The 18,240-nt window shown below is 64.3% G+C and carries 18 protein-coding genes and 1 pseudogene; 8 read left to right on the top strand and 11 right to left on the bottom strand.

The features are described from left to right. Positions 1-123: 123 nt before the first annotated feature. Positions 124-585, top strand: a complete 462-nt coding sequence (locus ACFYTS_RS19050) for a nuclear transport factor 2 family protein (RefSeq protein WP_357289213.1) — start codon at positions 124-126, stop codon at positions 583-585. An 84-nt stretch (positions 586-669) separates the two neighbouring features. On the opposite strand, the gene ACFYTS_RS19045 is transcribed toward ACFYTS_RS19050, so the two are convergent. Further along, positions 670-1,077, bottom strand: a complete 408-nt coding sequence (locus tag ACFYTS_RS19045) for a VOC family protein (RefSeq protein WP_387305933.1) — start codon at positions 1,075-1,077, stop codon at positions 670-672. Between the two features lie 477 nt (positions 1,078-1,554). On the opposite strand from ACFYTS_RS19045, the gene ACFYTS_RS19040 reads away from it, so the two are divergent. After that, complete coding sequence (locus ACFYTS_RS19040) at positions 1,555-2,166, top strand: GNAT family N-acetyltransferase (protein WP_387305930.1); 612 nt, start codon at positions 1,555-1,557, stop codon at positions 2,164-2,166. Positions 2,167-2,376: 210 nt separating this feature from the next. On the opposite strand, the gene ACFYTS_RS19035 is transcribed toward ACFYTS_RS19040, so the two are convergent. After that, complete coding sequence (locus ACFYTS_RS19035; RefSeq protein WP_387305927.1) at positions 2,377-3,228, bottom strand: alpha/beta fold hydrolase; 852 nt, start codon at positions 3,226-3,228, stop codon at positions 2,377-2,379. A 319-nt stretch (positions 3,229-3,547) separates the two neighbouring features. Between ACFYTS_RS19035 and ACFYTS_RS19030 the strand changes: the two genes are divergently transcribed. The 3 genes from ACFYTS_RS19030 to ACFYTS_RS19020 all read left to right on the top strand — a co-directional run bounded on the left by ACFYTS_RS19030 (position 3,548) and on the right by ACFYTS_RS19020 (position 5,751). Further along, positions 3,548-4,102 (top strand): GtrA family protein, encoded by a 555-nt coding sequence (locus ACFYTS_RS19030; protein ID WP_387306412.1) that lies wholly within the window; start codon positions 3,548-3,550, stop codon positions 4,100-4,102. A 184-nt stretch (positions 4,103-4,286) separates the two neighbouring features. Continuing rightward, the gene (locus ACFYTS_RS19025) at positions 4,287-5,087 is read left to right on the top strand and encodes a DUF5984 family protein (protein WP_387305924.1); all 801 of its coding nucleotides are present in this window, start codon (positions 4,287-4,289) and stop codon (positions 5,085-5,087) included. 181 nt (positions 5,088-5,268) lie between these two features. Continuing rightward, positions 5,269-5,751, top strand: coding sequence for a hypothetical protein (locus ACFYTS_RS19020; protein WP_387305922.1), 483 nt, complete (start codon positions 5,269-5,271; stop codon positions 5,749-5,751). Between the two features lie 93 nt (positions 5,752-5,844). On the opposite strand, the pseudogene ACFYTS_RS19015 reads toward ACFYTS_RS19020, so the two are convergent. From ACFYTS_RS19015 to ACFYTS_RS18980, 8 genes and pseudogenes are all read right to left on the bottom strand, one after another. After that, positions 5,845-6,643 (bottom strand): annotated as a pseudogene (locus ACFYTS_RS19015) (IS5 family transposase). A gap of 100 nt (positions 6,644-6,743) precedes the next feature. After that, a complete protein-coding gene (locus ACFYTS_RS19010; protein ID WP_387305919.1) occupies positions 6,744-7,529 on the bottom strand; it encodes a DUF1963 domain-containing protein in 786 nt (261 codons plus the stop codon). 149 nt (positions 7,530-7,678) lie between these two features. Beyond that, on the bottom strand, positions 7,679-8,344 hold the full coding sequence (locus ACFYTS_RS19005) for a hypothetical protein (protein WP_387305917.1): 666 nt from the start codon (positions 8,342-8,344) through the stop codon (positions 7,679-7,681). A gap of 348 nt (positions 8,345-8,692) precedes the next feature. Continuing rightward, entirely contained in the window at positions 8,693-8,899 is a 207-nt protein-coding gene (locus ACFYTS_RS19000; protein WP_387305915.1) for a hypothetical protein, read from the bottom strand. A gap of 1,097 nt (positions 8,900-9,996) precedes the next feature. Next, positions 9,997-10,926 (bottom strand): hypothetical protein, encoded by a 930-nt coding sequence (locus ACFYTS_RS18995; protein ID WP_387305913.1) that lies wholly within the window; start codon positions 10,924-10,926, stop codon positions 9,997-9,999. 566 nt (positions 10,927-11,492) lie between these two features. Next, the gene (locus ACFYTS_RS18990; protein WP_387305910.1) at positions 11,493-12,032 is read right to left on the bottom strand and encodes a hypothetical protein; all 540 of its coding nucleotides are present in this window, start codon (positions 12,030-12,032) and stop codon (positions 11,493-11,495) included. A gap of 41 nt (positions 12,033-12,073) precedes the next feature. Further along, positions 12,074-12,625: a hypothetical protein gene (locus ACFYTS_RS18985; protein WP_387305908.1), complete on the bottom strand. Its 552-nt coding sequence runs from the start codon at positions 12,623-12,625 to the stop codon at positions 12,074-12,076. 533 nt (positions 12,626-13,158) lie between these two features. Continuing rightward, complete coding sequence (locus ACFYTS_RS18980; protein WP_387305906.1) at positions 13,159-13,770, bottom strand: TenA family protein; 612 nt, start codon at positions 13,768-13,770, stop codon at positions 13,159-13,161. A gap of 707 nt (positions 13,771-14,477) precedes the next feature. Here ACFYTS_RS18980 and ACFYTS_RS18975 point away from each other — a divergent pair. Both ACFYTS_RS18975 and ACFYTS_RS18970 read left to right on the top strand, forming a co-directional pair. Next, a complete protein-coding gene (locus tag ACFYTS_RS18975; RefSeq protein WP_387305904.1) occupies positions 14,478-15,320 on the top strand; it encodes an SDR family NAD(P)-dependent oxidoreductase in 843 nt (280 codons plus the stop codon). Positions 15,321-15,485: 165 nt separating this feature from the next. After that, the gene (locus tag ACFYTS_RS18970) at positions 15,486-16,202 is read left to right on the top strand and encodes an LppP/LprE family lipoprotein (protein ID WP_387305902.1); all 717 of its coding nucleotides are present in this window, start codon (positions 15,486-15,488) and stop codon (positions 16,200-16,202) included. A gap of 138 nt (positions 16,203-16,340) precedes the next feature. On the opposite strand, the gene ACFYTS_RS18965 is transcribed toward ACFYTS_RS18970, so the two are convergent. Then, positions 16,341-17,234, bottom strand: a complete 894-nt coding sequence (locus ACFYTS_RS18965) for an Imm52 family immunity protein (protein ID WP_387305900.1) — start codon at positions 17,232-17,234, stop codon at positions 16,341-16,343. 69 nt (positions 17,235-17,303) lie between these two features. Here ACFYTS_RS18965 and ACFYTS_RS18960 point away from each other — a divergent pair, with 69 nt between their 5' ends. Next, positions 17,304-18,152, top strand: coding sequence for an acyl-CoA thioesterase domain-containing protein (locus tag ACFYTS_RS18960; protein WP_387305898.1), 849 nt, complete (start codon positions 17,304-17,306; stop codon positions 18,150-18,152). Positions 18,153-18,240: the final 88 nt, after the last annotated feature.

The following is an 18,240-nucleotide window of genomic DNA, read 5'->3' as shown; positions in this document are numbered from 1 at the left end:
GAGCGGATAGTTCGGTGGGTTTCGGGATCGGCGTGATGCCAGGCGGGGCGGGCGGTCGGAGTGTGGATGATCTCGTCCATTTCCCGCCAGAGTGGTGGGTGTGGATGTTTGTACTGTCGAGCCATGACCACCGATAACAAGGCCATTGTTCAGGCGGCGTGGCGGGCGTTCGCCAGTCACGATGCCGACCGGATCGCCGCGTTCTTCACCGCCGATGCCGAATGGCTTGCGCCAGCGGGTAACGCGACTGCGGTCGCGCTCGACGCTTCGAGTCACATGATCGGCAGGCAGGCCATCACACACTTTCTGGCACAAGAGTTCTCGCGGTTGTTCGTCAGTGATGTCGCCGTGGATTTCCACGGCTTCTATGCCGACGGGGATCGGGTGATCGTGGAGGAGACGATGAGCGCCACGCTGGCGAACGGGAACATGTACCGCAACGACTACTGCTTCGTCTTCGAGTTGCGGGGTGGCCTCATCCACAGGGTTCGTGAATATATGGACACCGCGCGTGGACATCGTGACGTCTTCGATGGGGACGCCGCCGACAGCGTCATCGAGACCGGCGATCGGGTGAGCGGCTGAGTGCGGCAGCAATTTCGGAACGCACCATGTTGCCGCATGCCGCGCTGATCGAACCGGCAGTGTGAGAAGCCGGGTGCGCGGAAGCTACAGTTCGGCTGATTCGGGTGGGCCGAGAAGGTCCCATCGATTTCCCGAGATGTCGTTGAAGACGGCGACCTGGCCGTAGGTCTCGGTGCGGGGCTCGGTCACGAACGCCACCCCGGCTTCGGCCATCCGTCGGTAGGTCCCGGCGAAGTCGGTGACTCGCAGGAAGAACCCGACCCGGCCGGCGACCTGCTCGCCGATGGCGAGGCGTTGCCTTTCCCCGTCTGCTTGCGCGAGCAGGATTCCCGTCGTCGCACCGGGCGGGCGAACGACGACCCACCGCTTGGGGCGTCCGTCGTTGGTCAGTGAGGGCGAGTCTTCGATGAGATCGAAACCGAGTGTCTCAACGAAGAATTCGATGGCCGAGTCGTACTCGTCAACGATGATCGCAATGAGCTCCAGATGCACTGAGCGAGCCTACGGTCTTGCTGCCCCAAGTATCCGCACATGCCGCAAATGTGCGAAATGGGTGTAGCTCCTTGGTGTTCGAAGAAGGCAGCACCTACGGGCACGCACTACTTTGCCGCTGACCGCTGACCTGACCGGCCACTGCGGGGTGCCGGCGCCGAACCCGGCGCGCTGCAGACCGTCCGCTTCTGCCGATTATGTGTTGATCTCGCCACTGACATAGGTCACCGACCTACGGCTTTGTTGTTTGTGTGCCGGGCCGCCCTTCGGCTCGACAGCATCGAATATGGTTCGCGCATGTTTCCAATGTGGCGAATCACGTATGTCAGAGCGGCCATTCAGCAAACGCCCTGGCGTGCCATCGCTCGGGGGCTGGCGAGTTGGATAGTAATGGTCGGGGCTCCGGCGGTGGTTGTCGGGGTCGTATTGACGGTCGTATCGGGCTCCGCTGCAAGGGGACTCGTTATCGCCTTCTGGGTGGTGCTCGTGGTGGGCGTCGTGCTTGTCTCGGGCGGGCTCTGGGCGTGGAGGGTCAGTGGGCTGGTCGATAAGGAAATCAGGGCGCGATATGGCGTGCTGTGGAAGGTCGAGTCCGCACGGCTGCTGCTGCGCCCGCCGGTACGGCAGGACGCGGTCGCGCTCGCCGCGACGATCGATGCGGAGATGCTTGCCGGGAACGGGTGGACAGAACGCGATGCTCAGGTAATGGTGAAGGCCGTCGGGTCGGGGCTCCCGACTCCCGGGCTTCTCGTGTTCGAGGCGCGGTCGGACGGGTCCCTGGTGGGTGGCGCGAGCGTGCACCCGAGCGGTAGCGACGTATCGTCGCGAACTCTCGGCTGGTGGATCGGACCACGGCACCGGCGCGCCGGCTACGCGAGCGAAGCGGTGGCCGCGCTGGTCGAGGCGATCCACGACGCCGGTTTCACTACCGTCGAGATCGGCACGAGCGAGTCGAATCTCGCGGTGCAGCGCATCTGCGACAGGATCGGAGCGACGGAAAAAGAGCGTCGAGCACAGCAGTTGCCGAACGGATCGGTCGTCCCGGGAATCTGGTACGAGCACCGGCAAGTGACTGCTGAAATGCCTTGACCCTGCCGAGTTCTCGGCGGGTCGTCGCCGAAGGCGGCATAGCCGTTGTGGCTGTTGGCGGATCCGATCAGGTCCGGGTTGTCTACACCTGGCTTTGTGAATCGAAGACAGCCAATAGGGACCTCAGCGGGTTCTGTGGGTCGTTAGCGAATCGCAGTGCGTGTCCTGAGCGACACGCACGCTCATACCGAGTTTCGGGCGTTGACGATCTCAGTTGGAGTTCGGCAGCTGGAGGCGGTCGAGGATGGATGCGATCTCGGCCGGATGTAGATGGACACCCATGTGACTGGTGTCGACGGTGTGAGTGTCGAACAAGTTGTCAGGGGTAAGCGCGTCGGCTTCTGCGATCATTTGGTCCTGTAGATCGATGGGGATCGCGCGATCGCTGGCGAAGCGGACGTAGGAACGTGGGATCTGCCCCCAGGTGGATGCCCGCACCCGGCAATCCGCAGTGAGAACCTGAGCGGAATCGGCAGGTTCCAGGGTGTTCAGACAAGCCCGGAACTGTTCGTCGGTGCCATCGGCCAGCAGCCCTTCCTTGAGCGCCGCAAGGGTTTGCGAGTCGGCAGTACGCCAATTGACCATGGCCGCAGCGACGCCATGATGGCCCAGGGTTTCCAAGTACGCTGCGACGCTGGGCAGCTCGACGCAGCACCATGCCGAGATGTAGACGATCCGCGCCACCAGATCGGGCACGAGGTTGCCGACACCGCTGATAGTCGCGCCGCCGCCACTCGTCCCGGCGAGAACAACCGGCCCGTATTGGGCGACCCTGCGCACTGCCGCCTCGACATGAGCCACGTTGTCTTCCAAAGTCACGTGAGCCAACGGCGACGGCTGCCCGGAGAACGCCGCCAGGTCCTGTGGCGACTGATATGCCATCGGGAAGGATGCATCGATTCCATGACCGGGCAGATCGACCGCGAGCGCGCGATGGCCCAGGAACGCGAGTTCACGCAGCACTCCGGACCAGGCAGCCGCATTGGCGTGCGCGCCGTGCACGAACACGAATGTCGGTTGTCCATCCCAGCCTGCGCGATCACTCCGACCCTGCGAACCCATCATGACCTCCCCACTACTGACGAATAGCAACCCAGCCACCCTGCCATGCCGACCCACCACACAGGCGAGAGGCACGCCAATATTCGAGCGAGAGTGATTGATAATCAGCCGATTTAGATGTCCTCTGGTTGCGATGCGTGAACCGCCGCGACTGGCAATGGACGTCCTGCCATGCCGCTTACGGGGCGGCTCGGACCGGCCGAGCCGCGGTCGGCCGAAATCGCCCTCATTCCGATGACCGAGTACCCCCGATGCTCGGTTGGGCTGACGGGCCTGGGATCACAGGGAGGTGCAACTCCGATAGCCTCGCTAAGTGTCTATAGCTGGGGTGGCCGCGGCCTGGGTTCCGAAGCGATTGCTGTCGGTACTTGTGCGGAACGCGGAGCTGTTGAAGTTCCTGACAGTCGGAGCGATCGCATTCATCGCAACGGTGGTGATGTTCTTTGCGCTGAAATGGACTGTCCTACAGGGGAAACCGATCACCGCGAACGCTGCCGCCATGCTGGTAGCGACAGTGCTGTCTTATGTCTTGAACCGTGAGTGGGCGTTCACGGCACGCGGCGGCCGCCAGCGGCGGCATGAGGCGGCATTGTTCTTCCTCATGGCTGGCATCGGCTTGGTTATCAACCAGCTGCCGTTGGCCGTGTCTCGCTATGTGTTCAACCTTCAGGCTCCGCACGTCTCGCTGGTGACTGAGAACGTCGCCGACTTCATCAGCGCAAGCCTGATCGGCACTTTGCTTGCAACCGTGTTCCGGTGGTGGGCGATGCGCAGGTTCGTCTTCCCGCTCGAGATAGAGCCGGAAACAATGCGAGCCTCGGTGCGATCGCCCCGAACTCGGGCCGGTTTGGATAGTCGCGTACGAAGCCCTTGAGGGTAAGCGTCCCCGAACGCCCTCTACTGCCGCATGTCGCGCTGACCGAACCGGTCAGCGCCAGGCAGCGGGAGATCAACTGGCCGTGCGGATCCGACGCTCGCGGAACGTCCGCAACTGCCGATGAGGTGGCAGTGGCCGCTCCTCTCCAGAGCCTGACCGGGATCCGAATAGGGTCGACGGGATGTGGATCGAGCAGTTGGATCAGGGCATGATGCGGATCCCATTCGAGCTGGTGCCCCTGGACGAGGTCGTCCCATGGGGGGAGCGTTCGGCGCTGCACTGGTTCGGACTCACTCAGGGCTGGTACGGCTTGGAAGTCGGTGGTGTCGAGTTGCTCCGGTATACCGAGCAGACCCTGGCCTGGACACGCGAGAACCCCGCGGCGGAGCCGCCCTGGGTGGACTATTACGTGGTCCGGCTATGGGAGGACCTGCTCGATGTCTTGCCTTCGGCTCTCGAGCCGGTACCGGATGATTTGGCGAAGTTCTTTGCCGCTGGAGCCGAGGGATGGGTCGTCGATGCCGGTGATCCGGACGCCCTCGACGATTCCGCGGTCGCCGCCTGGGAGGCTTACAACCTGCGGTGGACCGACACCTCGTACCTTCGATTTGGGCCCGGGTTTCGGTGGTGGCGCACTCTCTCCCCTGAAGACACGGTCACCGTAGCGTGGAGGTTCACACCCGATCCCGACGGTGAGATCACATTTTCCGCGCCGCTGTCGGGCCGCAGGACAGTCAGTACCCAGGAATTCGTAGCTGCTGTAACCGATTTCGACCACCGACTGCTGCAAGCCATGCAGAAGCGGGTAGACCACCTGGCTGCGGCCGGCGGCGCCCCGGGAATCGAGCTCGATATCCCCGGGCTGATCCGGGAACAAGCGCAGCGCCGGACTTGGTTGCGGCGGGCGTCGGCGCGACACGACGATACCGACTGGGCCGCCGTACGTGCGGGCGCGGCGATCCTGGCTCCGCATCTGGCGTGAATACGCGGAAACGCCGCCTACCACGCTGACCGAACCGGCCAGCGCGGGCGCGCCGGCGGCCGGAACCTGTTGCGGTGCAGAACGCACGCTACTGCCGAGTTTCGTACGCGAGTCGCTGGGGCAGGAGCCGCATACGTTGCATGAAGTGGCAGGTGCGGTGCCGCCGTGATGGAGTGCGTAGATGACGAAATGGCAAGTCCTTCAAGAGACGTCGTTCTGGCTCGATCCCACTCAGGGGCTGAGGTCGAAGGTTGGTCGAGAGCTCATTCTTTGGCCGCAGAACCCCAGCAGGGTTCATCCTGGTGAGGAGTTGGTATATGCCGGACTGGTGATCCTCAACAACGGCAGCGAACCAGTTGGGCGGGAGACCGTCAGGATCTCTGTGCCAGACACCGTTTCGCTGCATACTCCCGTTGCGAGCAGGTGGCTCTGGGACAATCTGGCCGGGGGCGGATGCAAGGGAGTGCTGTCGGATGATCGGCTCACCTGGATCGGCGAGGTCAATCTCAATGTCTCGCCCGGCGGGTTCAAGCTGTTCTCCACAGGAATCAGCGTCGCCGCGGACGCAGCGCCGGGACTCGTCGAGATCACCGTGGAGGTAGGAGCATCCGCCTTTGCTGATGGTCTCGCATTTGTCGAGATTGCTGCTGGGGCAGGCAGCTAGTGACAGTCACGTCCTTATCTGCCGCATACCGCGCTGATCGAACCGGCCAGCGTTGTCTGGGCAGAAGGGGACCGGCCGTCGACCTAAGAGCTCCTATCGGGTTCGGTTGCTGAGTCGTCGCCAGCAGATCAGGGCTGCGGCGAGGTCGAGGAATCCGTGGTGGATATCGGTGCGTCGTTCCCATCGGATGGCCAGTCGCCGGTACTGGTGGAGCAGGGCAAAGGATTGTTCGACGATCCAGCGGCCGGCGGTGACCTTGTCGCGGGTGCCGCGGCGCGCGATGTAGCCGGTGATACGTCGTTGCCGCAGTTCGGAATACACACTGGGGTAGTCGTATCCCTTGTCCGCGATCAGGGTGGTGATCCGATGCCTGGGCCGGCCCGCACGCCCGCGAAGAGGCCTCACCCGATCGAGGAGCGTGGGCAACAGCAGATGGTCGTTGACATTGGCGCCCGACAGCGCCACCGCGAGGGGGAATCCGTTCCCGCAGGTCAGGATGTGGTGCTTGGAACCGGTCTTGGCGCGGTCGACCGGGCTCGGACCTGTTGCGGCACCCCTTTTTTCGCCCGCACGTGCGAGCCGTCGACCATCACCCGGTCGAAGTCGATCAACCGGGCGGCGTGGCAGCGGGCGAGCACGGCCTGATGGATCTGTTCGAACGTCCCGGCGGCTTGCCAGTCCCGCAACCTGCGCCAACAAGTCATCCCGGACCCGAACCCCAGCTCCTGGGGCAGGTCTTCCCACCCGATCCCGGTGATCAGCACGAACAAGATCCCCTGCAACACCCGGCGGCTGTCCATCTGCGGCGGTCCCGGTGTCCCGGCCGGTTTACCGGCGGTAGCGGTTCGATTACCGACCACAACTCGTCATCCACGATCCAAGGCGCTGCCACACCGAAACATCCTGCACTGCAACAGAACCCGAGGCCAACCTACCGAACCTGTTAGGAGCTCTTAGCGCCGAGGTCGAGCGTTAGTGACAGACTCGGCTGCTCAGTAGCTTTCCCAGTGGACATTGACCTTGGTGAAGTCGTGAGCGGCCAGATCCTGTGGGGTGATGAAGCAGTAAAGAGTGCCGAAGTCTCCCCACCCCATGTTGATGTCGGGATCGGTGTCGAACTGGACGAGTAGCAGCGGACCCGACGGCTCGAAGTCAGAGTAGAAGTGTTGTTCGGCGGCCGTGCCTGGCAGCAGGCCGCGGTCGCGTTGTCCTTGGATCTCGTTGGCCCAGCCACCGAGCTGGTGCCAGGCCCAGGAATGGGTGAAGAAGGCCTCGGCGAACGCTTCGAATCCTTCGTACACCACGTCGTCGTGGTCGTCGCCGTCGAGGAGGTTCATTTCGAACCACTGTGCATCGGGGATGGTTTCGACCACCGCGTAGGTCATGTCGACACGACTGATGAGGCCGTTGCGTTCGGCGAGGTCCGGTGGCAAGGGCATTTCGTTGAGGGCCACATCGTCAGGGAAGAACAGGCAAGCCCCAGTCCAGCCATTCGTATCTCCGAAGACCGAGATCTTTCCGGAGGCAGGCAGATTCAGATCCAGCTTCGGTAGGGCGGCGAGATCGATGGTGGCGACGTGCTCGTAGTGTCCGTGATCGGCTCCGGGCCAGGCGAATCCCTCCGGCAGCTGTGGCAGGCCACCGAAATAGCCGATGATCGTGTCATCCTCGCGAGCATGCCGTAGCCGTAGCCCTTCACGGACAGTGAGCTCGATCTCGGGGTGGAATTCTTCGGGAATGTGCATTCGCATCAAGGCGCGGAGGTCGGGCTCGGTCACGGCAACGATCGTGCCAGCACTACCCGACAACACCCAACGAGAATCGATTCGCCGAACGTCCGCTTCTGCCTGCTTACGGGGCGACTCGGACCGGCCGAGCCGCGGTCTGCTGAACGCACCCTCATGCCGATGAGCGGCCAGTGCGGTCACTACGTACCAATATTGCGCTGCAACCGGCAGATTGGACCTCCAGCTCCGGTATCGAATTGCTCGGCCCGGGCGGATGCCAACGCGGCTACCTTCACGTGCAGATCCGGTGATTCCGACGTGACGCCTAGATCCTCCCTGAGGACTTGACGGAGCAACCACACCGCTTCTAGGACAGGGCCATCCAACCATCGATGCAACTTGTCCAGGTGCTCGGCTTCTGTTCGATCAACCGTGTTGTGAATGACCCGATATGTATTGGCCAGACACCTGTCAAGCTCGGCGGAAACCTCAAGCACCCGGTCCGGGATGACCATTTGCGCTTGGGCATAGATCTCGCGGTAGCTTTCGCGGGCGGCTTCGAGCTCGTCACGATCAGGTTGCCCACCGCGCTCCAGCTCTATCACACAGTGGTGCAGGTACATTCGATAATTCCGGGCGGCGGTGTTGAAGGCTGAGTACGCAGATTGCTTCTGCTCGTGCTGCTGCTCCATCCTTGACTGAAGCCGTTGTTCAGCGTGCTGATCTCGTTGAATCTCAGCATCAAGGCGTTTGCCACGAAACCCCGCCCACTGCGCGGCCACTGTCGCACCCAGCGTCCCCACAACTCCAACGCCTGCTACTGCCAAACCAATCAGCTCCGCTCCCACAGACTGATTATCAGTCATCACAGCTTCCAGTTGGTGACACACGTACGACTGGGAGCATCCGCTCATGCCGCATACTGCGCTGACCGAACCGGCCAGCGCGGCGCGTCGGCGGCCGGATCCCAGTGCGGTGCAGAACGTCCGCTACGGCCGAACATCGCGCTGACCGAAGCAGCCACCGCGGACAGCCGGCGACACGACTGAGCGCCGCCCGGAACACCTGACGGGGCTCAATGAGTCTGTGTGCGTAGCGGTTTACCCGTGGGCTACTTGTTCTTCGACGGTGACGCTCGCGAGGAGTTCACCAGGGAGCAGGGCTATCCGTCCTGGTCGTCGCCGAACAGCTGGGCAGCCCCGCGGAAATCGACGCTACCCCGTGCTTGGCCGAGGGTTCAGGACACAGATACTGGGCAGCACGGGGCAGATCAGCAGGTCTATGCCGGCCGAACCGGTACTAACGGTCTGCGTCACCGGTGCGACCGCGGCGTTCGTCGGCGGCAGCTGGGCCGCCGCGGCCGGGCCGATGCCGGCCGAGAGGACTGCCGCCGCGGCGGCGGCGGTCATGAGAACCCGCATGCGTTTCCTTTCGATGCCGCGATCGGCCTCCGCCGGACCGCGCCCCCAAATGTGAAATGCACCTTGCATGATCGGGACGGAGTCTCCGAGCCCCCAATACTCGGGGCAACAACACGAACTGTCCCCCCGGCCGCTTCGGCCGGGCCCCCAGTTTTCAGGGGCAGCCAGATCGCCGACAGGCCGTCTAGCGTTCGCAGGGCCGCGCACTGGTGCGAGGTGAACGAACCGGGAGGGACACACATGGCTATGAGCCGCGTTCTGGGACGAATCGGCTGGACCGCACAGGCTTTGATGGCGACGAGCGCGCTGGTGGGCCTCGCGGCGGCCCCCGCGTCAGCCGCAGCGGTCCTGACGTTCGGGGGGGATCCCACACAGTTTCAGGTCGGAACGAGTTACGTGCTGGAGCGCAACATGCTCGCCTCCGGGTCGGAGGGGATTTCGACCGGGCCAACGGTCGGGTGGACCGGGTCCAGCGCCAGCCCCCCTTACTGGTACTTCTACGACAACGGAAAGTGCTTCAGTTACGGCCTCGCCGGTATGGGCACAGAGATCTTGCGGGCGACATGGATACCGACTTCCGCCGGCGTCCATACCCTTCAGGTCGGGGTCGGGTCCAAGGCTCCGACCATCACCGTGACCGTCCAACCTGTCCCGCCGGGAACTCCGATCCAGACACCCCAACCCGTCGACTGCGGCAACCACAGTTCCCCCTCGACAGGCAGCGCATAACCCTGAGAGCCGTAGGTGACGGGCGGTATCGGTCTCACCACCGCCGACCAGCATGGCCGTGGAAGACGTCTGCACCGGTCTCCCCTGCTGATCGGTGAGCCCGGGGCGGGCGGAGATTTCCGCCCGCCAGATTCCGAACTCGATGGGCTTGCTCGAGAACTTTCTAGTCTTCTGTCCGCCGGGTTGACCGTCCCGGGAAACCACCCCGCGACTCGATTCGCGGGCCGTGGTGTTCGGAAAACGATGGTTGGCAGCTCGTTTCCGACTCTCTGACCCCAGTCGGCTGGAGCTCGAAACACGGTTGGCAGTCGGTGGGCTTCGCCAGCTGTCACCGACTCCCAGTTCCGGGACCGCCGCACGATTCAGGCTCAGCCTGGGGTACGGACGTCGGTGTCGACGAGTACGGGTGCGAGGTCGACGCCGGGCGGGGGACGCAGGCGGCGCAGATTGCCGTCGATGCTGGTGACATACAGCGCCCAGCCCTGGCCGTCGCGAGCGATCCGGACCGAGGTCGGGCCGTTGGGCGGCATCGGGCTCGAGGTCTGCCAGCCGGTAGCGATGGCGCAGACGGCGCCCGTCGCCGGATCCATGCTGTAGACGCTGCCGGAGGTGTCGCCGGCGAGATAGAGCTGCCCGGCCTGGGCGGCCTCCATATCGTCGAGGCGCGGGAAGAGGCCGTCGTGAACACCCGCGACCACCGTGGCGGCCGTCGGCGCATGCAACGGAATCCTCAGCACCTGCGAGGCGACGTCGTTCACGGTGTAGATGGCTGTCCGGTCCGCCGTCAGCGCAATACCGTTGGGGTAGGGCGTATTCGACCAGTGCGGGGTGAATTCACCGGTGGACGGCCGATACCGGCTCATGCCCACCGGTATAGGAATCGACAGGTGGGAGATGAGCAGGTCCCCGTCGGGAAGCAGCAGCAACCCGTTGGGTTGAACCAGGCCGGTCAACAGCGTGGTCACCGCCCCGGTAGTCACGTTGAAGCGCTGCAGGGTGCCGGTGCCGGTAAACGCGGTGCCGTCGCCGGTCAGGAAGTACAGATCGTCACCGACCAGCCGCAACCCAGCCGGATTGTCCAGACCCGACAGCAGCACGGTGACTTCGCCGCTGGAATCGACGTGGTACAGGACGCTTTTGACAATGCCGGAGAGGTAGAAGCCGCCGCCCCCGTCGGGCTCGAGATTCTCCAGACCACCCAGACCCGACGCGAGAATATCGGCCTGCCAGCCCTGCGCGCACGAAGCGCTATCGGTCTCGGCGTGCGCGACCGGAACGATCACCATCAGTCCAGCCACAGCGGCCGCCACACATGCGCTCGACAGCAACCTATGAATCCGATGCACTGCTCCCACCCCCATCGACATACGGCAGATCCTATCGATGGGGACCACATCTGCGGCGCCAACCGGCCGCGTGTCGTTGCCGCGTACACGGGATCCGTATTTGGTTCGACCTGCGAAAGGCGCTGTCGCTGAGGGTGTCTCGCGAACGAAGGTATCCGGATGACCCGGGTAGCGCTGGCTCGCATCGGATGCGGACTTCTCGCGCGACGACGCATGTACATGGCCAACCGACCAACTAGTCATGGGATTTTCGGCCGATCGGGTCGTTCAGGAGCCGAAGCTGCCAGTGGAGCTGTTGGCGCCGCAGCTGGTCTGCGCCGAGATCGGGGTACCTGCCTTGGATCGTCAGGCTCGGTGAGTCCGCCGCCGCAGCGGAGCCCGCCGACCCGATGACGGTCGCGCCCGCGACCGCCAATCCGCCTGCGGCCCAGTCGATTCGTCCCAGGATATGGCTCGGTGCCATGTGTTCTCCCCGTGTGTGCCGGTATCGCCCCTCTGATACCGGCACTACGCCGGTATCAGAGGGAGGCGAGCTGGCAGGGCTTCGCCGCGGCGCTGCCGGCGGCGGCTGCGCCGCTGCTGCCAGTGGTTGCGGCATTGGCCGGGCCGCCGTTGGCCACGCCGGTGTCGTAACTCTGAGTGCCGGCGTCGACACTGCCTGTGATGAGATCACGCACCATCACGCTCGGCGCGGAGACCGCCGGGCTGTAATCGGCCCCGGCGCTGCTGGTGACAGCCCCGTTGCTGTCCTTCTCGACAGCCTCGATGTGGAATGAGGTGTAGGCGCAGTCGAGGTTGAATTCGCTGTAGTAGCCGACACTGTCCTGGAAGGGGTTGAATCGTCCGTTGCTGTAGCCGAGCGGGTTTCCGTTGACGGTGATCCAGATCGGACCGGGATCTGTCACCCGTATGAACACGTGCGGTTGGGTGCACGCGCCGCCGGTCGCCGGGGCTGGGCAGGCCACGCTGACGAAGTTGATGGCGGCCGACGCTGGTGTCGCGGCCACCGCGAGACTGGCCGTCGCGGTGAGGGCCAGAGCTCCGAATCCCTTGCCCATCAGTGCTTTCCAGTGCATTCTGAAGTATCTCCTGCTCGTTCTTACCCGACGACGTGGCAACCGTTCATGGCGGAACTGCCGGTGGCTGCCGCATCGCTGCTGCCGGCGCGGGCGAGGCCGGGCGCGACGCCATTGGAACTGCCGTTGTAGAAACCCTGGATCCCGGCACCGAGACTGCCTGTGGTGAGGTCGCCGAGGATCACGCTCTGCCAGTTGTACTTCGGTGTGAAGTCGGCCGAGCCCTGGCTGATCGTGGTGCCGTTCGCGTCCTTCTCGGTGGCGACCACATGGAACGGCGTGTAGATGCAATCGAGCCACAGTTGTACGTAGTATCCGCCGCTACTGTTCGCCACCGGGGTGAACGCGCCTTTCCCGAGCGCGTTTCCGTTGAGCGTGATCCATACCGGATTCGAATCCGTCACTGTCACGAACACATACGATTCGGTGCACGGCCCGTCGACCCCGCTGGCTGGACAGAACGCGCTTACGGTGGTGATGGCGGCCGAGGCCGGTGCTGCCGGTATGGCGAGGCCCGCGGCCGCGCCCATCGCGAGCATCCCGATTCCTCTGCTGCCCAATGCTTTCCAATTCATTGCTGTGGGGTCTCCTTGCTTGATCCAGGCATGATCGCCCGGACGAGCGCAGCGTAGCCGCCGGTGGAGCAGTTCTGAATCAGATTCGTTTCACAAATATTGGGGCATTGACAGCACCGGCTTGACGATGCCTACGACAACCGCCCCGTCTACGGCGTGTGCATCGATGAAGTCCGAAAACTCTGAGGCAGGCTGTATCGCGCCGAGACTGCTCCAGACACACTCGCGACATCGTGACCTGCCGCTTATGGGGTCGTTCGAACCCGCCAGTGTTCCATCTGAGGATCAGTGGCCCTGCACTCATCTCGCAGCTTGCTCGCCGCTCAACGCCCTTCTAAGAGCGTCCAACCGGTCGATGGCCAGCGCGGCGCCGACCGGGCCTGCGTCGTTCGGGTCCTTGGTTGTGTTCATCCTTAGCCGCCGCGTCGATGAGCAGACCACGGACAGCGATCAGCGCGTCTTCCAGTGATGGGGGGCTGGGTGTGACCCATGAACCTCTCCTCGACCGGGAAGTTGGCGGACAACCTACCGGTTCATCCGCGGCTGACCGGCACATCCCAGAACGCGAGTTCGTGGCGCATGCCGGTCAGGAACAGCTCCTCCGCGTTGTCGCCGCCGGCTTCGTCGAGCATCTGGGCGCAGCGGGCGGTGAGGGCCGCGAAGCCGGGGTCGGCGTAGGTGTCGATCCAGCGCTGGTAGCGCGGGTCGGCGGGAGGGTTCTGTGCGAGGATCGCGCCGAGTGTCGAATAGCCCCACATGCAGGGGTAGAGGGCGGCCAGGCCGTCGGCGTAATTCGCAGCCGAATCCAGCAGGAACGCAGTGTATTTCGTGCACAGCTCGCCCTTGGTGGCGCCGTCGAGGTCGGCGCCGAACTCCGCGGCCAGACTGCGGTGCAGCGAGATTTCGTCGTGGAAAGTGGCGTGCGCGAGGTCGACCAAATCGCCGAGGTGGGCGGCGGGCGCCTGCCAGGCGAGGCGGGAGAAGACGCGGACGTAGTCGAGCAGGAACAGGTAGTCCTGTTCCAGCCAGGAGCGGAACACCGGCTCGGCGAGGTCGCCTTTCGCGATCCCCGCCACGGTCGGATGCGCAAGTTGCTCCTCGACCAGCGGGCGGCCGAGCTGCTCCAGACGTGCTGCAAGACTCATACGAGAAGTCTCTCTCGGACGGTGTGTCAGTGGTATTCAGGCCGAGGGCGGCAAGTCGGTCCGCTAATCTGCCGGCATGGAGTCGGACCGCCCTCTCGTTCGGGACGTCTTCCCCGACCTCATCGCTGAGCTGAGCGCGCTCTTGGGGGATGAAGGGGAGGGTGAGTTGGCCCTCCGCCTGGGGGATCTTCGTCTGGTTGCGATGTGCGACTGTGGCGATGACTTCTGCCAGAGCGTCCACACAGCAGTTCATCCGAGAGGACAGCCGTATGGCGAGGGGCATCGATGCGTACCCCTCCTGCCCTCGGAAGGCATGCTGATTCTGGATGTCGTAGGGGACCGGATCATGTACATCGAAGTACTGAATCGGCCGCCCATGCGCCCGCGCGAAGATCCTCGCCGCGGACACTAGCCGGAATCCCCGCTGCCCAACGGAAGTCATCGATTCGTTGGGCATATCGCTGTCAGTCGCTTCCCACTTGGTAACCCAGCTGCGGTCCAAGCAGGCAGGCGCGAGACGATCTCGGCAGCGGCGTGCTTCCGATAGATGACGAAGTCCACGGGCAGAATCCTCTCTTGATCATCCCCTGCATTCGACACCTACGTCTGCGAGCACTTCGAACGAAATATCCGCCGACCAGCTCGCTTCCTCGCTCACCGCTTGAATCGACCGCGCACCTTCGATCGCAACCGAGGAGTCATCCACCGTGTCTCGCTACCACCTCGCCGGGCGCACCGTCCTGATCACCGGCTCCACCGGCGGACTCGGATCCGCGCTCGCACGAGCCGTGGCAGCCTGCGGCGCCAACCTGGCGCTGCTCGACCTCGATGCCGACGCCGTCGCGCGGCAAGCCGAAGCGCTGGGCCCCGACACCGCTGCCCGCGGGTGGGCCGCCGATGTTCGAGACTTCGACAGCCTTCAGCGGGCAATCGATGCTGCGGCCGCGCATTTCGGTCGTATCGACGTGGTGATCGCCAACGCCGGGGTCGGGGCAATGGCTCCGCTGGCCACTGTCGACCCCGCCGTCTTCGACCGCGTGACCGACATCAACCTGAACGGTGTCTGGCGCACGTTCCGCGCCGGGCTCCCGCACGTCACCCAGCAGAAGGGCTACCTGTTGGCGATCTCCTCGATGGCAGCGTTCGTGCACTCTCCGTTGCAAGGCGCTTACACCGCGAGCAAGGCCGGGGTGTGGGCACTGGCCGACTCGACCCGCCTCGAGGTGCGCCACCTCGGGGTCGGTGTCGGTAGCGCGCACCCCACCTTCTTCAAGACCCCGATGATGGACCAGGTCCACTCCGATCCCGCCGGTAACACCCTCTGGAAGGGAAACGCCAGTGGCCTGTGGAAGATGATCCCCCTCGACGACGTGGTCGCCGGCATCGTCTCAGGCATCGAACGCCGCGCCGACCTGATCGTCGTGCCGAAACGACTCGGTCTATTCGCACGGATCCCGGGCCTCATCCGACCCATCGTCGACCGGATCGGATTCCCGGGCAGCACCATCCCCGACGCAATCGCGCAAGCATCACCCACCGGGTGGAACTGACGCGGCGGCATACCGGTGGTGTGGGCGAATTATGTTCGCGCCCCTGATTTTTGGGGCACACCGCCGCAAGCGCTCCGATAACGACTGCCTGATTGAACCCGATGACCAGTATGTCCTTCCATTTGGGATGGAAGTCGGGGATGAGGTGTCGATGCGAGGAGAAATATGAAGGCCAGACCAGTGCTGTTCGCCGTGTTCGCGACCGCCCTTGTGGCGGCCGCGAGCGGATGCTCCGGCAGCTCGTCGACCCAGGCGGGAACGGTGAGCACGACAGTCGCCGCATCCCCGGGAACAACCGTACCGGCGCAGGGTGACCAGTCGGCTCCGCCGTCCGTCCAGACCCCCGGCCGCGAGGGCGGCGATCCCTCTGCGGGCGAAGCAAATTCGCCGCAGGCCGCGCCCGCCACCGGTGCCGCGACCGACGCCCCGAAGCCCACGATCGTGCCGGTGACCACGAATCCGGCACCCAACGGCAGCGGCCACGGAATGTGCTTCGACCTCAATTCCGGGCTCGCCAATTCGGCGATCAAGAGCCTCGCCCCGTCCTCGACCGGCGCGTGGGGCAATCCGTTCGCCAGCGAAGACCCGATCTCGGCGGGCTGCGAGGGCGTACTGTCGTGGATGACGGTGGAATCGGGCAATATTCACCCGTACACCCATGTCCTGTTCTTCACCAACGGCACCTACCTGGGTACCGCGACGTCCAGCCCCTACGGCTACACCAAGGTCGTCGGAAAGACCGCGAATACCGTTTCGGTGCAGTACAAGTGGGCGAAATCCAGTGACGCCCTGTGCTGCCCGAGCGGCGGCCCCAGCGTGGTGACCTTCACGCTCTCGGGCGGCAAGGTGGTGGCCAAGGGGGAGTTCCCGCCGAGCAACTGAGTGTCAGGCCGATGCTCGAGCGGGCCAACCCTGTCCCGATGTGTCGGCTGGCGTCATGAGCGGAATCGTCTAGTGGCGGAGGCGCATTCCGCTCAAACCCATGGCCGCCCAGCAACAGCGCGAGCGCGAACGCGGGTGTCAGAACGTGGCGCGATCGAACGGGATCGGGAGCTCTTCCATTGCCCCGGCGGCACGTAATCGGATGTTCGATTCGAGGATCGTCTCGATGGCCGGGGACTGCGTGCCGTCAACGGTGAGGTCGATGACCAGTCCATCATGTGCGGTGTGGATATAGGTTGCGGGCAGCCCTTCGGGCGCGAGGGCTGCCCGGCGAGCGGAGAGGAAGGCCGCACGCCCACAACGGGGGGCGCTGTTGGCCAGGGCGAACCGTTCGGCCACCGCGCGGTACTGATGCTTGTCGTAGACCTGTCCGGCGTCGATCTCCCAGTGCTCCGCGAGCAGCCGCAGGATCTGCGGAGCGCGCCGGATCACCTGCGCGTTCTCGTCGATCTCGCGTGACCGGAAGGCGAGTACGACGGAGTTCACCGCGTAACGCGAGGTACTGCCCGCGTGAATCGCCATGGACACGTGCGCTGTACCGGGGTTCTGCGCCCACAGCGACGTCGTGTATCCGATGACGTCGAGATCGGGACCGGTATTCGTGCGCCCGATGTAGTCCGCCAGTGCGGGGACCGAGGGCTCCACCACGGGATCGGACGGGAGGTCCGCGCCAACCTCGTGCCATCGCTCGAACGTCGAGCCATCGATGCCCGCGAGCGCGTGCAGCGTGGCGTACCACCGTTCAGCGATGCCCGGCACGGATTCCCCACGGAGGCCCCAGAATCCGTTGACTACGACGTACAGCACGACACGTTCTCCCTTATGCGTTGGCCGGCTGCCTGCGCGGCGTGGCCGCCACAATAAGACGCGTGGCCGACAGCCCGACCATGCAACGACGATCAGCCGGCCGATGAATTGCACAAGGCGTGGCTCGAACGTGAGGAAGACCTCCGCGGCCAACAGGTCACGCACGCCATCGAGGAGGGCAAGCTTGATCGAGGCATTTCAACCTTCTCATACGCGACTGATAGGCGGTTCACCATGACGACGCCGTTGCAGATTCCAACCCCGTTCGGGGACGTGCGCCTCGAAGCGGAAGACTCCGGGTTCCGGTCGATCGTACCGCCCGAATTGTGCTATCAGGGAATAGGTTTCGGGGGCTACTCCGCGGCGGTCGCCGCGCTGGCGGGATTCGCGCACATGCCGGGCCGCACATTGCGCAGCATCCACACCGTGTTCACCGCTCCCACCAAGCCAGGCGCGCTGCGGGTGGCGTCTCGGGCACTGTCGGCCGGCCGCAGCTGCGGATTGTGTGAGGTCACCATCGAACAGGACGGCGCCCTGGTGTTGACCGCCTTGGCGTGGTTCGTAGATCCGCAGATGATGAACGGCCTCGAAGGCCAAGGCACCCAGCCGATCTCGTTCGACGACTGCGACCGTGTGCCCTGGGTGACCGAATGGGCACCGTTCTTGAAAGGACTGAACCTGCGGGCAGTGGATTACCCGCTGACCTACGACGACTTCTATGACGGACAATCGCGCGTCGCGCTGTGGGCGGTGCCGGACACCGCAGACTCGGAGCACCGAACCGCCGAGATCTGCGGACGCTTGACCGACATCATGTTCTTCGACGCATTCCTCTTGGATGCCGGGATGCGGACCGAATCCCCACTGACTCGAATGGTCAGCCTGGACCTGTCGGTTATCTGGTCGGCAGGACACGCGGCACCCGCGCCCACGCTGCTGGAAGCCGACGGGCGAGTCGACCATCAACTGGCCAGTATGCAAGGGACTCTCCGCGATACGACCGGGGCGGCGCGGGCGTCGGCCACCACCCAGGCCCGAGTCTTCCGGACAGCACACGAAAGCCAAGGTCTACAAGTGCACTAGGCCGTGTTTTGAAAGTCGGGTCACCGTAGCCATTGGTTGATGGCGGCGATGTGGATCGTGGCCAGGTAGCGGACGGCGAGTTTGTCGA

This window comes from Nocardia sp. NPDC004151, assembly GCF_042874235.1.
GTDB lineage: Bacteria > Actinomycetota > Actinomycetes > Mycobacteriales > Mycobacteriaceae > Nocardia.
The sequence above is the reverse complement of the archived record's forward strand: the minus strand, read 5'-3'. Positions and strand labels throughout refer to the sequence as shown.

Excerpts from the sequence above, each read along its gene's own strand:
- ACFYTS_RS19050 (WP_357289213.1), top strand. The coding sequence starts at position 124 with ATGACCACCGATAACAAGGCCATTGTTCAGGCGGCGTGGCGGGCGTTC.
- ACFYTS_RS19035 (WP_387305927.1), bottom strand. The coding sequence starts at position 3,228 with ATGGGTTCGCAGGGTCGGAGTGATCGCGCAGGCTGGGATGGACAACCG.
- ACFYTS_RS19025 (WP_387305924.1), top strand. The coding sequence starts at position 4,287 with ATGTGGATCGAGCAGTTGGATCAGGGCATGATGCGGATCCCATTCGAG.
- ACFYTS_RS19020 (WP_387305922.1), top strand. The coding sequence starts at position 5,269 with ATGACGAAATGGCAAGTCCTTCAAGAGACGTCGTTCTGGCTCGATCCC.
- ACFYTS_RS19005 (WP_387305917.1), bottom strand. The coding sequence starts at position 8,344 with ATGACTGATAATCAGTCTGTGGGAGCGGAGCTGATTGGTTTGGCAGTA.
- ACFYTS_RS19000 (WP_387305915.1), bottom strand. The coding sequence starts at position 8,899 with ATGCGGGTTCTCATGACCGCCGCCGCCGCGGCGGCAGTCCTCTCGGCC.
- ACFYTS_RS18990 (WP_387305910.1), bottom strand. The coding sequence starts at position 12,032 with ATGGGCAAGGGATTCGGAGCTCTGGCCCTCACCGCGACGGCCAGTCTC.
- ACFYTS_RS18985 (WP_387305908.1), bottom strand. The coding sequence starts at position 12,625 with ATGAATTGGAAAGCATTGGGCAGCAGAGGAATCGGGATGCTCGCGATG.
- ACFYTS_RS18980 (WP_387305906.1), bottom strand. The coding sequence starts at position 13,770 with ATGAGTCTTGCAGCACGTCTGGAGCAGCTCGGCCGCCCGCTGGTCGAG.
- ACFYTS_RS18970 (WP_387305902.1), top strand. The coding sequence starts at position 15,486 with ATGAAGGCCAGACCAGTGCTGTTCGCCGTGTTCGCGACCGCCCTTGTG.
- ACFYTS_RS18960 (WP_387305898.1), top strand. The coding sequence starts at position 17,304 with ATGACGACGCCGTTGCAGATTCCAACCCCGTTCGGGGACGTGCGCCTC.